This window comes from Pseudomonas sp. Bc-h (assembly GCF_002080045.1).
In the GTDB taxonomy this organism is placed as follows: domain Bacteria; phylum Pseudomonadota; class Gammaproteobacteria; order Pseudomonadales; family Pseudomonadaceae; genus Aquipseudomonas.
The window spans coordinates 351,531-363,979 of record NZ_MUIN01000002.1 but is presented as its reverse complement, the minus strand read 5'-3'; the positions used below and the strand labels follow the sequence as shown (position 1 = coordinate 363,979).

The following is a 12,449-nucleotide window of genomic DNA, read 5'->3' as shown; positions in this document are numbered from 1 at the left end:
CATGCTGAGTCAGCCAGTCCTGATCGTTCATTACTCGGTTATAGCCAGGCCTTGATCCGGGCACACACCGCCTGGGTCGAAATGCCATAGCGATCATGCAATGTCGGCAACGCACCCGCGTCGAGGAATGCGTCCGGCAGGGCAATCTGTCGGAAGGTCGGTGTCACGCCATTGCGCAGCAGCAAGCCTGCAACCGCTTCGCCCAGCCCGCCGATGATCGAATGGTTTTCAGCAGTGACCACAAGCCGCCCCGAATTGCGTGCCTCGGCGAGAATCGTCTGCTCGTCCAGCGGCTTGATGGTCGGAACGTGCAGCACCGCCACGTCAACCCCGTCCTTCTGCAGCTGAGCTGCGGCTTCCAGTGAGCGCATGGTCATCAGGCCGGTGGAGATCATCAGCACATCCTTGCCGGTGCGCAGGGTCTTGGCCTTGCCAATCTCGAATTTATAACCGTACTCGTCGAGCACCAAGGGCACGTTGCCGCGCAGCAGGCGCATGTATACCGGGCCTTGATGCGCCGCGATGGCGGGCACAGCCTGTTCGATTTCCAGTGCATCGCAAGGGTCGACGATCATCAGGTTGGGCATGGCCCGGAAGATCGCCAGGTCGTCCGTGGCCTGGTGGCTGGGGCCATAACCGGTGGTCAAGCCTGGCAATCCGCAGACGATTTTGACGTTAAGGTTTTCTTCGGCAATCGCCATGCAGATGAAGTCGTAGGCACGGCGCGAGGCGAATACGGCGTAGGTCGTGGCAAACGGTACGCTGCCTTCGCGGGCCATGCCGGCGGCGGCACTCATCAGTAACTGCTCGGCCATGCCCATCTGGTAAAAACGGTCCGGGTGGGCCTTGGCGAAGATGTGCAGGTCGGTGTATTTCGACAGGTCAGCCGAGAGCCCGACGATGTCCGGGCGCTGCTCGGCCAAGGCCGCCAGTGCATGCCCGAATGGAGCGGAACGTGTGGCCTGGCCTTCGGCTGCGATGGAGGCAATCATGGCCGAGGTCGTCAGGCGTTTCTTGCCGGTCTCGGTAGTGTTCACGCTGCTCATACGGTTCTCCCCACCTTCAGATTTTTCAATGCCAGATCCCATTCGTTTTCGTCGACGCGAATGAAGTGGGTCTTTTCGCGGGTTTCGAGGAAGTCCACGCCTTTGCCCATTTTGGTGTCGCAAATGATCACGCGGGGTTGCGCACCCTCATGGTTGCGCGCCGCGTCGAAGGCGGTCACCAGCGCACCGATGTCATTGCCGTCTACGCGCTGGGTGAACCAGCCGAAAGCCTGCCAGCGGTCGACGATGGGTTCGAAGGCAAGCACTTCGCTGGAGTGGCCGTCAGCCTGTTGGTTGTTCACATCGATGATTGCGATCAGGTTGTCGAGCTTCCAGTGGGAGGCTGACATCGCCGCTTCCCAGGTCGAACCCTCGTTCAGCTCGCCGTCGGACAGCAGGTTGTAGACGAACGAGTCCGACTTTTTGCGTTTCAGCCCCAGGCAGGCCCCGACCGCGATGCCCAGGCCATGGCCCAGAGAGCCACCGGTGATTTCCATGCCCGGCGTGTAGGCTGCCATCCCCGACATCGGCAGGCGGCTGTCATCCGAGCCGTAGGTTTCCAGCTCATCGAGGGGAATCACTTCGGCCTCGATCAGGGCCGCGTAAAGCGCAATCGCGTAGTGACCGATCGACAGGTAAAAGCGGTCGCGCGCCTCCCATTCAGGGTTTTGCGGCTGATAGCGCAGCGCATGGAAATACGAAACCGCGAGCAGGTCGGCAGCGCCGAGCGCCTGACCCACATAGCCCTGGCCTTGCACCTGACCCATGCGCAGAGCATGGCGGCGGATGTTATGGGCGCGCTCTGCCAGAGCGGTGAGCGCGGTACTTGATACGTTGACAGTCATGGTGACGACTCCGTGAACTTAACGATTGACTGAAGCGGCGGGGATGCGCAGTACCAGACAGGCGCCGATACACAGCACGCCGGTGATGAGGTACATGCCAATGGCGCTGGAACCGGTCGTGGTGGTAACCCAGCCGATCAGGTAGGGCGAGCAGAAGCCTGCGAGGTTGGCGAAACTGTTGATGCCAGCGATCCCGGCCGCAGCGGACACACCGCCGAGCAGCGTGGTCGGCAGCATCCAGAACAGTGAGGACGCGGACAGCACGCCGGCCGCTGCCAGACACAGGCTCAGCACCGACAGAACCAGATTGCCGCCGAGCAATGCCGCCAGGGTCAGGCCGATAGCGCCGGCGATCATTGGAGCAACCAGGTGCCAGCGACGCTCGCGGTGTTTATCGCCACTACGACCCATCAGCAGCATGGCAACGATGGCGCACATGTAGGGCAGGCTGGTCAGCAGGCCGATGTGCAACGGGTCTGAAACCCCGGCGTTGCGGATCAATGTCGGCAGCCAGAACGTAATCGCGTACTGCCCCATGACGACGCAGAAGTAGATGCATGCCAATAGCCAGAGACGACGATCCCGGATGAACTCGCGGGCCGAGCCGTGCGTGACCTTGCGGCTGTTGTCTTCGGCCAGTTCTTTGTTGACCAGATCCTTTTCGTCGTCATTGAGCCAGGTCGCTTGATGCACGCCGTCTTTCAGATACGTCAGTACCAGCAGGCCGACGATCACGGTAGGAACTGCCTCGATCACGAACATCCACTGCCATCCGCTCCAGCCATGGAAGCCTGCAAACGCGTTCATGATCCAGCCGGACAGCGGGCCACCGACCATGCCCGACAGGGGAATGGCGACGAACCACAGGACGGTCATTTTGGCGCGGCGGTAGGACGGGAACCAGTAAGTCAGGTACAGGAGCAGGCCGGGTGCGAGACCCGCTTCGGCAATACCCAGCAGAAAGCGCAGCGCATAGAACTGCCATGCGGTTTCAACGAAGGCGAAGAGGGCGGAGATGATGCCCCACGAGATCATGATCCGGGCAATCCAGCGCCGGGCGCCAACCTTGTGAAGAATCAGGTTGCTCGGCACTTCGCAGAGGAAATACCCCAGGAAGAACATGCCCGCGCCGAGGCCATAAACGGTCTCGCTCAGCGACAGGTCATTCATCATCTGCAGTTTGGCAAAGCCGACATTCACGCGATCCAGATAAGCGCACAGGTAGCACAACATCAGGAAGGGCATGAGGCGCCAGGCCGTCTTGCGATAAGCATTCGAGCGTACGGTCGAGACCGCGTCGAGGGTCATGGTGGTGATCATGATGGTCTGATCTCTTGTTTTTATAGACCACCAGGCGTTCAAGCCTGGCGGATCATCGATCCAGAACAGTGCGGGCCGGCGCTGGCCAGCCCGCTGCGCGTCAGTGAATGAGCATTCCGCCGTTCACATCCAGCGTGATACCCGTGAGGTAGGAGGACAAGTCGCTTGCCAGAAACAAAGCAGCATTGGCGACGTCTTGAGCAGCACCCAAACGGCCCAACGGGATGCCATCAATGATTGCGTGACGGCGCTCGTCCTGCATCAAGCCACCGGTAATGTCGGTGTGAATCAGGCCGGGGGCGATGGAATTGACACGAATCTGATCGGCGCCGAACTCCCGGGCCATGGCCTTGCCGAGACCCAGTACGCCGGCCTTCGCGGCGCTGTAGTGCGGGCCACCGAATATGCCGCCGCCCCGTTGCGCGGAAACGGACGACATGCACACGATGCTGCCTGAGGATTGAGCACGCATGGCCGGGATGACCGCTTGAGACATCAGGAGCGTACCCCGCAGGCTGACATCCAGCACTTTGTCGTAGTCAGAGGGGCGAATGTCCAGGGTTTTGATGGGTTGTGTGATACCCGCGTTATTGACCAGCACGTCGATGCGACCGAAGTGCTCCAGCACTTTGGCGACTGCAGCCTTGACCTGTGTTTCATCGGCGACGTTGGCAGCCAGCCCCAGATGACCCTCACCAAGCGCTGCGGCAGCGTCACGAGCCGCTGACTCGTCGAGGTCGAGAATGACTACATGAGCGCCGTGTTTGGCGAAGGTAACGGCAGTGGCACGACCGATTCCGCGTTCTGATGCAGCGCCAGTGATGATTGCGACTTTGCCTTGAAGAAGCATGAGAAGTACCTCTGATTGTTTTTATAGTCGATTCAGTGATCGATGATTCAGAGTGTTCCGAGCCCACGTCCTGAGCAATGCTGCAAACGTCACTCGTAGGTGAAGAAAATTCACCTCTCGTCAGCTCAAGTGTCGGGTGGTTGAATAGGGCAGTCCCAAAAACCACAAGAATCCACGCAGGAGTATCCATGCGCCACGACGATAGTGCACCTCCAAACCTGCCACCCTTGAGAGCTATTCAAGCCTTCGAGCAAACTGCGCGCTTTGGCAACCTGGCAAGGGCAGCAGAGGTGCTCGATTTGACGCCGTCGGCAGTCAGCCACCAGTTAGCCAAACTGGAAGCGATGATCGGGCGCCAGCTTTTCGTTCGAGCTGCCCGGGGGGTGACACTCACCCCGGTCGGTAAACAGTACCTGAAGGACATCTCCGGTCTGTTGCACAGCCTTGAAATGGCCACGGAACGAGCATCCAGCGATGTAAGCCTCGACTGCTTACGCCTTCACTCATCACCCAGTTTCGGCCTGCTCTGGTTGATGCCCCGGCTGGAGGCGTTTCGCATGAGTCATCCAGATATCCAGATCAACCTGTCGTGTTCTTACGAATCGCTTCACTTCAGCCGCGACAAGATCGACGTGGATATCCGCCATGGGCAACCCAATTGGCCGAGCTACGAAGTGCGAACTGTACGCAACGAGACATTCGCCGTTCTGGCTTCTCCCACTCTGCTCGCGCGTCATCCCGTCGTCAGTGCGACGGACCTGCTCGAAAGGGATCTGATTCTTTCCGAAGCCACGCTGCTCAAGTGGCCGGAGTGGTTCGCGCAGCATGGCCTGGCGCGACCGGAGCATCCGTACGCGTTGAGCTTTGACCGTTCCTACATGACGCTTGAGGCCGCGAGCCACGGGCTGGGCTTTGCCTTGGAAAGTACGTTACTGGCTCAGAAGTACCTGGCCGCAGGATCGCTGGTGGAGGTAGCGCCGCAAATCCTGTCAGCGCCGGTGGCGGCTCATCACTTGGTGTTTCCTAAAGCGCACTCAAGTTTTCCGAGGGTCAGAAGGTTTCTGGAGTGGATGGAAAGCGAGCTGGGCCATGACTTTGTATTCTGATGCGTGACGGCACAGGATGTCAGCCGACCGGCTTGTTGCCCCGCAAGGATGGGCAGCATCTCCAGGGCTCAAGCGCTTGTTGCACCGAGCGCCCCGTACCAATCTGCATACGGCGTGTTGTCCGCATTATGCCTGTTGAAGTCCGGCGCTCCATCCGTCCACCAAACCGGCCCGCGCTCTCCTAGTGCCACCTTCGCCGCGTGGACCGCGGCGCGCGCAACCTTCATTTCACTCGGATCAGCCGACGCCTTTGCTGATTTCACAGCTCGCCGCGCGCCCATCAGTTCATTCACCAAGTGCTGACGCTCGCCTTCGGAAAGGGAAGGGTTGGCGCAACGCCACAGCCGTCCTTTCACAACAAAATACCGGCCATCGGGCGTCGTTGGATGCATAAGCTGCCCTTGGCTCTTTCAGGCTCATCATTATTTACAGCTTGCCTGCTCAAAGCGTCGTGATGGCTGGCTGGCGAGTGCCCGGCCCATCTTGCAGCGGACTTCAGGCCGACGCTCTTGTCACCTCTAAAACCACGGCTGCGATGCGTTCAGCCCTGCTGTAGCTGTCAGTCTCCAACTCCTCGCCGAATACATCCGGATCGACCTCGCGATACGACCAACTGAACCCGGGTTTATCGGCCAGGGGCCGCGCGTGCTCGAGGAACAGATCGACACCGTCTACCCAAGGGGCGCCGGTATAAAGCACGAGGCTGCCGCCAGGGGCCAGGCGGGTCAAGGCTTGCTCGACAATGCGCACGGACAAGGCTGAACCGAGCCGGTCGCCACCATGGCGGTAAGCTCTTTTCTGGGTATCCTCCATATACGGCGGATTAGCGACGATGAGATCGAATTCGCCCGACGCGCTATCGAGCAGATCACTGTGCCATGCCGAGACATTTTCCGTTTCCGCCAACGCCGCGTTGACTGCTGTGAAGCGCAGCGCTGTCGGATTGATGTCCAGGGCAAGCACTTGAGCATCGCGTCTGGCTCTGGCGATGAGGATCGCCCCCGCGCCACTGCCGCAACCGATGTCGACGGCAGTGCGTATCGGGTGCGTCGAGGTGCGCAGGTGCTCCTCGATGGCTTGGGCAAATCGGTAAGTGTCTGGGCCGAAAAACACTGAATCGTGAGCCACCGTAGGGAAGGCCGAGTGCACGAATAGCAGGTCATCCAGACTCGACCAGCGTATCTCACTGATCCACAGCCCGGCGTGGGCCCTCACCACGCCGCTTTCCAGCAGAGATTCAAGCTCGGCCTCGGGCAACAGTCGGGTCTCGAAAGGGCGGTTCCAGCCGAAGATATCCCGCAGGTCGCGAGCCTCACGATTGTGCTCCCGTACGTTGTTGCGCTGGTGGGTCAAGGGGGTCACGGTGGTGAACTGGTAACCGTCCGCCATCAACCGGCGGCCAAGCTGGAGCAGGGCTTTGTCGTGTATCTGGTTTTCAGACGCGACGCTGTTGTCTGTTACCGATTGAGCGGTGGCTTGATTCATAGGGATAGCGATCCTTCGGCAAGTTGCCGGGCATAGGCCTGAGTGGCGCGCAAACCTTCAGGCGTTGAATGGTGGGCCGGCGACAAGAGGTCGATCAGATGCGCAGCTGAGGGCGGGGTGTGGAACCGTGAGGCTGTCTTGGCGGTATCGGCTTTTGGGCGATTACGGAACTGAGCCCGAAACGGATTTGGCGTGTGGGCAGGGTCTGGGCTTTGCCAGTCACCGGCGATCCAGTCTTTGAGGAGCTGCATTTCATACCCGCTGAAAACCCCGAACATCACGGCGCCCGGTCCATCGATCAACTGCCAGAAGCGACTGTTCGCGGGGTTCTGGTGGCGCTTGATCCAGCCTTTGTTTTCGAGTGCCGCGAGAAAGTCCCTGCAGCGTCCCGGCTCCGACAGCCATTCATTGACGGTCAGGCCCTCAAGCCGACAGTAGTCGGAGTGCATGTGTTGCCCGAATGAACGTTTGCTCTCCAGCATGGCGACGACTTCCTGCTCCATGTCGAAACTGGAGATCACTGCTTGAGTGCCTACGCCCAACTCATTGAGCAGATATCCCTTGCGTATCCGGGCGATGAAATCGCTTCGGGATTCATCTGTGGGAAGCAGGTCAAGCACTGTTTTCACGGCCTTGTGCGCATGGCCATTGCTGGCATTGTCGATGGTGACATGAAGGGTGAAGTAATAAGGGTCGATCCCAAGTTCGTTGAGTTCGAATGCGGTAATCAACAGGTGCAGAGGAAGTTGCTCGTAACCCAGGTTATAACCCAGCAGTTCCGGCAGAAAATCGTCGCCCATGTGCCCAAGCGCCAACTGAATCGCGCCCTGGACGTAATATTCTTCACCCAGGGTTTCGGTGGGCGCGCAATCATGGTCGGCCAGGAGCTTGCGATAGAGCACGACATGATTCAGCGCAGGTTCGCCGTCGCCCAATTCCTCCAGGTAGGTCCGGATGAGGTCGCGATAGCGCCAGTCGTCGGCATGCCAGACGGAACTGTACAACCACGCGCCGTCGACCAATTTGGTGGGTGCCACGTGCTTTAGAAAGTACAGCGCGTGCGCTTTGTTGGTGAAGAATGTTCTGCCATGGCCTGCATGTCGGCCCTCCAGGTATGGCCTGTATGCAGACGCGACGTCGCCCGCGTTGCCTGCTATCCACGCGCTCAGATCGTTGAGGTCGTCGGGCAGTGAATCGGCAAACCGACCCGCGTTGTCCAGTTGTTCGGCAAGATAAGCGCGCAGCAGGGCGCGGTCGATGCTCTGAGGATCACGAAGCAGAGCGTGGTAGATGGAAACGGGGTCGCATGATGCTGCGGGATCTGGGATCAGGCGGTCAGCAACACTTCGAAGAGAAGTCATAAATGGCCTACACGGTTTTCTTGGTATGTAGGTGAGAGGGAGGCATCGAAAAAAAAATTCAACGAAGTTTGCATGCAGAGGACGGGCGACATCGAACGTTAAGTTCGATGCGCGCCCCTGGGGAATTTTCAGGATGTGCTCAAGTCGGCCGGTAAATACCCCGAATGCGTGTGTAGGGGCTTATGGTTACATCCATTGGAATGCTTTTTCTACTCGCCGCTCGGCGTCTTGTTCTAATTATCGAATTGCCGTCTTTAGAAACGGGCATAGGGGCCGAGTATTAAAGGGAAAGCACTCGATACCGCAAGCGCGTAAGTGATATGAAAATGAAATCCAGTGTCATCTGCCAAGGGTTCTACGCCCGATGATAGGTAGCGTCCTCGTTTGGCTCAGAGCGCTTCTCAGCGTGCGTCGTGACAATCCCAAGCTGCTTGAAGCCCAGTATGTCGCCCTCGCCAGGCAGATGCCCGTCATGTACGTGACCCTGCTGGTGAATACGGTAGCGTTGGCCGTTACCCATTACCAAATGGCCCCCCATTGGCTGGCCATCTACGTGCCGGTGGTTCTGATCGCCGTAGGCTGTTTTCGGGGTTGGGACTGGTGGCGTAAGCGCGGTGTGCCGGTCACTTCCGGTTTTATCTTACAAACGCTGACCCGCACAAACAGACTTTCAGTCTTCATTGCTCTTGCTTTCACTGCCTGGGCATTGGCTTTGTATCCATATGGGGATGCGTACTCCAGGTCCCACATCGCGTTCTACATGGCGATTACGGTGGTCGCCTGCATTTTTTGCATGATGCATTTACGTTCGACTGCACTGATCACCACAGCGGTCGTGAATCTGGCGTTCGCAGGCTTTTTTCTGTCGACGGGTACCTATGTCTACATGGCCATGGCCGCGAATGTGCTGCTGGTATCTGCCGCCATGATCTGGGTGCTTCATGATCACTATCAGGACTTTACCCGCCTGGTGAATATGCAGGCCCATACAGAGAAGCTGAGCGAGGAAAATCAAAGACTGGCGAATCAGGACAGCCTCACCGGCTTGCCAAATCGTCGGCAGTTTTTTGCTCTGCTGGAAGCAGATCTGGCAGCGGCTACGCGGGAGCAGTCGCGGTTAGCGGTCGGGCTGATAGATCTGGACGGCTTCAAACCGGTAAACGACCTCTACGGCCATAGCGTGGGTGACAAGCTTCTGTTTCAGGTCGGGCAGCGACTGATGCGCTACGAAAGTGGCGACCTGAACCTGGCGCGGCTGGGCGGTGATGAATTCGGCCTGCTCAAGAGAGATGCTTCGGATGAGGGCCTGGTCGAGTTGGGCAAAGACCTGCGCAAACTGCTCGAGCAGCCGTTCATCATCGGTGACATCCAGGTCTCGATCAGTGCTTCCCTGGGGTTAGTGGTCTATCCGGACATGGCGGGCGACGCCACGCAAGCCTACGAATTCGCAGACTACGCGCTGTACCAGAGCAAGCGCGAGGGCGCAGGCAGCATTTGTCTGTTTTCATCCAGGCATTATCTGGAGCTCAACCGTGACCTGCGCACCGAACAAGGATTACGCAGCGCTGATCTGACCCGGGAATTCAACGTGGTCTACCAGCCGGTGCTGGACATCCGTTCCGGCCGTACGGTGGCTTTTGAGGCGTTGGCTCGATGGATGAGTCCTGAGCTGGGTCAGGTTCCGCCGGGTCAATTCATCCCTGTCGCTGAAAGGCTCGGTCTGATCAATCGTTTGACATTGCCGTTGCTTGAAAAGGCGTTGGGCGGCGCAATGTCGTGGCCGGACGATGTGCGACTCGCGTTCAATCTCTCGGCCCACGATTGCGGGTCGATGACAGCCGTGGCCGATATCGTCAGCCTCATCGAAAAGAGCGGGATAGATCCCGCGCGCATAGACTTTGAGATTACCGAGACCGCTGTGATTCAGGACCTCGAGCAGGCGCAGCGAACTGTTACGGCATTTCGTGCGCTGGGCTGCGGCATCTCGCTGGATGACTTCGGAACGGGATATTCCAGCCTTAGCCAGCTTCACGGCCTGGCGCTGACCAAACTCAAGATTGATCGGTCGTTCATCACAGGCATTCAGCACAATCCTGCCAGCTACAAAATCGTCAAATCCCTGTTGGCGCTCAGTGCCGATATGGAGTTGGAGTGTATCAGCGAGGGTGTGGAAACCGCTGAGGAGCTTGAGGTGCTACAAAGATTGGGCTGCGCTCTGGTGCAGGGCTATTTGATCGCAAAGCCAATGTCAGCGGAGCAGGCACTGCTCTGGCTGCAGGGCGCGCACACGATGCCATATGCGGATTCTGTCGCTTAGTACGTCACCTGACTTAATGAGGCGTGGCCCCTGATTAGAGTATTGCCATCGCGCCTGATGGCATCAGGTGATGGAACCCGCATTGGGGAAGCTGACGCTGAAAGTGGTGCCGTTAGCCTCAGTGGAGCAAACCTCGGCTTCGCCGTCGTGTGCTTTAGCGATCTCACTGACGATGTACAGCCCAAGCCCGACACTTCTCACATCGTCATCTTGTTCGCTCCCCCGGGTCATAGGCTCGAAAAGGACGCTGATCAAGGCTGGAGGTATCATCGGCCCTTCGTTGTGCACCGAGATGATGGCGTGGCCCGGTTGTGTTTCAGAGGCAATGGTGATCCGGTGGCGGACATCACCATAGGCGACGCTATTGGCTACGAGGTTTCCAATCAGTTGTTGCAAGCGATCCGGGTCTAGATCTACCGTCCCTGAGCCCATCTGCTCATGCACCAATGTGGCCTGTGGAAAGGCGACTCGGAGCTCGCTGACACTTTGTGCCGTGACTGCATGAAGATCCACTTCGCGACGAATGATGTTAATGCCGTGGCCGACTCTCGCCAGGGCAAAGTCGAGCAAGTCTGCAATCATCCGTTGCGCCCGCTCTGAAGACTGGGTGATGTGGCCCAGCAGTTGACTCTCCTTAGCGCTACGTTCACCTTGCGCGAGGATATCCGTGGCCATCTTGATAGCGGTCAAGGGGTTTTTGAGATCGTGGCTTGCAATGGCGACCATCTGTTCCGCGAACTCGGCCCTGCGCTGTGCTTTTTCATAGGCGACATTGAGCTCAGCCTGGGCTTGTTGGAGGGAATTTTCAGCGGCTGTTTTTTCCCAGAGAAGTTGCTCGGCTGCCTTGCGCGCGTTCAGCAGCTCTTTTTCGTACCTGTCCCTGTCGGTCGTACTGAACAGTGCCAGCTCAAAAAAAGCGGTGTCGCCGTGCTCGCGCCGGACGCCATTGAGCATCATCGTAACGGTGTGACCTTCTCGGTGGCGGAGCTCAAGCTTGACCTCGGCCACCGAGCCCTGCATCCGCATGAGTGGCGCCCAATGCGTTTGATGGAAGATCCGGCCTCCCATGGTCAGCAGATCCTGGAAGCGTCGCCCATTCAGTTCTGCCTGGCTGAAGCCCACCCAAGAGATAAATATAGAGTTGGCACGAAGGATAGCGCCGTCCTCTGTCGTCACGATCAACCCACAGGGCGCACCTTCAAAAAGCGCATCCGGGTCGGGCAAACTGCTTTCATTACTCGACATACTCGGTTACCCAAGGCGAGAGAAAACTGTCCATAGCCGCACCACACAAGGCGGGGACGCTCATGTGGGGGCAGTGCCCGACATTTTCCAACAGCTTGAGTTGACTGTTCGGCATGACGGCATTGAGGTACTCCCCGACGACAACTGGCGCTATCAGATCTTCCGAGGATTGCAGGATTAAAGTCGGTGTCGCCAGACCGTGCACGTCCTTGCGGTTGTCGGAGAGAAACGTTACCCGCGCAAATTGTTTTGCAATGTCAGGGTCCGTCCGGCAAAAACTGTTCGTGAGCTCATCGCTTAACGCGGGTTGCCCAGGGGCTCCCATGATTGCAGGCGCCATGCTGCTGGACCAGCCCAGATAATTGCTGTCGAGCGTATCGAGTAACGATTGAATGTCATCCGATTTGAATCCGCCAACGTATTCATCAGAATCGATGTAGCACGGCGACGGGCCAATCATGACGTGGGCGTTGATGCGTCCTGGGGAGGCGCGGTCGGCCAAGACGCCAATCATCGCGCTGACCGAGTGACCCACCAATATCACAGGGTTTTCCGCATACCGGTCAACGATCTCGTTCAGGTCGCGCGCGTATCCATCCAGCGTTGCGTATTTTTCGCGGCTGTACTCTGTGAGATTCGAATTGCCTGAGCCCACCAGGTCGTACATGACAACCCGGAAACGATGAGTGAAACGCTTGAACAAATAGCTCCACATGGTTTGATCGCAGCCAAATCCATGGGAAAAGATCAGCGTGGAAGGGCCTTCACCCCATACTTTCAAGTTATTGCGGATCTGAAGATCCATGCATTGTCCCCGGTTAGCCAAAGCCCTGTGGCTCCGGTGCACAGATATTGCTCCCCACGCCCACGGAGG

At 58.3% G+C, this 12,449-nt stretch carries 11 protein-coding genes; 2 read left to right on the top strand and 9 right to left on the bottom strand.

Annotated features, from left to right (window positions below; genetic code table 11):
• Nucleotides 1-38 precede the first annotated feature (38 nt).
• From BWR59_RS03810 to BWR59_RS03795, 4 genes are all read right to left on the bottom strand, one after another.
• The gene (locus tag BWR59_RS03810; protein ID WP_081564297.1) at nt 39-1,046 is read right to left on the bottom strand and encodes a transketolase family protein; all 1,008 of its coding nucleotides are present in this window, start codon (nt 1,044-1,046) and stop codon (nt 39-41) included.
• Entirely contained in the window at nt 1,043-1,891 is an 849-nt protein-coding gene (locus BWR59_RS03805; protein ID WP_081564296.1) for a transketolase, read from the bottom strand. The genes BWR59_RS03810 and BWR59_RS03805 overlap by 4 nt, the downstream gene beginning before the upstream one ends.
• A gap of 18 nt (nt 1,892-1,909) precedes the next feature.
• On the bottom strand, nt 1,910-3,211 hold the full coding sequence (locus BWR59_RS03800; protein WP_081564295.1) for an MFS transporter: 1,302 nt from the start codon (nt 3,209-3,211) through the stop codon (nt 1,910-1,912).
• 100 nt (nt 3,212-3,311) lie between these two features.
• Nucleotides 3,312-4,061: an SDR family NAD(P)-dependent oxidoreductase gene (locus BWR59_RS03795; RefSeq protein ID WP_081564294.1), complete on the bottom strand. Its 750-nt coding sequence runs from the start codon at nt 4,059-4,061 to the stop codon at nt 3,312-3,314.
• A 188-nt stretch (nt 4,062-4,249) separates the two neighbouring features.
• Between BWR59_RS03795 and BWR59_RS03790 the strand changes: the two genes are divergently transcribed.
• Nucleotides 4,250-5,167 (top strand): LysR substrate-binding domain-containing protein, encoded by a 918-nt coding sequence (locus tag BWR59_RS03790; protein ID WP_081564293.1) that lies wholly within the window; start codon nt 4,250-4,252, stop codon nt 5,165-5,167.
• Between the two features lie 68 nt (nt 5,168-5,235).
• Here BWR59_RS03790 and BWR59_RS32765 read toward each other — a convergent pair whose 3' ends face one another.
• From BWR59_RS32765 to BWR59_RS03775, 3 genes are all read right to left on the bottom strand, one after another.
• Nucleotides 5,236-5,559 carry a hypothetical protein gene (locus tag BWR59_RS32765; RefSeq protein ID WP_081564292.1) on the bottom strand — a complete coding sequence of 108 codons (324 nt, stop codon included), beginning with the start codon at nt 5,557-5,559 and terminating at the stop codon, nt 5,236-5,238.
• 103 nt (nt 5,560-5,662) lie between these two features.
• Nucleotides 5,663-6,556, bottom strand: coding sequence for a class I SAM-dependent methyltransferase (locus BWR59_RS03780; protein WP_230981962.1), 894 nt, complete (start codon nt 6,554-6,556; stop codon nt 5,663-5,665).
• Nucleotides 6,557-6,648: 92 nt separating this feature from the next.
• The gene (locus BWR59_RS03775; protein ID WP_081564290.1) at nt 6,649-8,013 is read right to left on the bottom strand and encodes an iron-containing redox enzyme family protein; all 1,365 of its coding nucleotides are present in this window, start codon (nt 8,011-8,013) and stop codon (nt 6,649-6,651) included.
• Nucleotides 8,014-8,377: 364 nt separating this feature from the next.
• Here BWR59_RS03775 and BWR59_RS03770 point away from each other — a divergent pair, with 364 nt between their 5' ends.
• Complete coding sequence (locus BWR59_RS03770; RefSeq protein ID WP_081564289.1) at nt 8,378-10,330, top strand: EAL domain-containing protein; 1,953 nt, start codon at nt 8,378-8,380, stop codon at nt 10,328-10,330.
• A 63-nt stretch (nt 10,331-10,393) separates the two neighbouring features.
• Here the strand turns inward: BWR59_RS03770 and BWR59_RS03765 are convergent, their stop codons facing one another.
• The gene (locus BWR59_RS03765; RefSeq protein ID WP_081564288.1) at nt 10,394-11,575 is read right to left on the bottom strand and encodes a PAS domain-containing sensor histidine kinase; all 1,182 of its coding nucleotides are present in this window, start codon (nt 11,573-11,575) and stop codon (nt 10,394-10,396) included.
• On the bottom strand, nt 11,565-12,380 hold the full coding sequence (locus BWR59_RS03760) for an alpha/beta hydrolase (protein ID WP_081564287.1): 816 nt from the start codon (nt 12,378-12,380) through the stop codon (nt 11,565-11,567). Before BWR59_RS03760 ends, BWR59_RS03765 begins: the two co-directional genes overlap by 11 nt.
• Nucleotides 12,381-12,449 lie beyond the last annotated feature (69 nt).

Coding starts and splice junctions, on each gene's coding strand:
- BWR59_RS03795 (WP_081564294.1), bottom strand. CDS start 4,061: ATGCTTCTTCAAGGCAAAGTCGCAATCATCACTGGCGCTGCATCAGAA.
- BWR59_RS03775 (WP_081564290.1), bottom strand. CDS start 8,013: ATGACTTCTCTTCGAAGTGTTGCTGACCGCCTGATCCCAGATCCCGCA.
- BWR59_RS03770 (WP_081564289.1), top strand. CDS start 8,378: ATGATAGGTAGCGTCCTCGTTTGGCTCAGAGCGCTTCTCAGCGTGCGT.
- BWR59_RS03760 (WP_081564287.1), bottom strand. CDS start 12,380: ATGGATCTTCAGATCCGCAATAACTTGAAAGTATGGGGTGAAGGCCCT.
- BWR59_RS03790 (WP_081564293.1), top strand. CDS start 4,250: ATGCGCCACGACGATAGTGCACCTCCAAACCTGCCACCCTTGAGAGCT.
- BWR59_RS03765 (WP_081564288.1), bottom strand. CDS start 11,575: ATGTCGAGTAATGAAAGCAGTTTGCCCGACCCGGATGCGCTTTTTGAA.
- BWR59_RS32765 (WP_081564292.1), bottom strand. CDS start 5,559: ATGCATCCAACGACGCCCGATGGCCGGTATTTTGTTGTGAAAGGACGG.
- BWR59_RS03805 (WP_081564296.1), bottom strand. CDS start 1,891: ATGACTGTCAACGTATCAAGTACCGCGCTCACCGCTCTGGCAGAGCGC.
- BWR59_RS03800 (WP_081564295.1), bottom strand. CDS start 3,211: ATGATCACCACCATGACCCTCGACGCGGTCTCGACCGTACGCTCGAAT.
- BWR59_RS03780 (WP_230981962.1), bottom strand. CDS start 6,556: ATGGCGGACGGTTACCAGTTCACCACCGTGACCCCCTTGACCCACCAG.
- BWR59_RS03810 (WP_081564297.1), bottom strand. CDS start 1,046: ATGAGCAGCGTGAACACTACCGAGACCGGCAAGAAACGCCTGACGACC.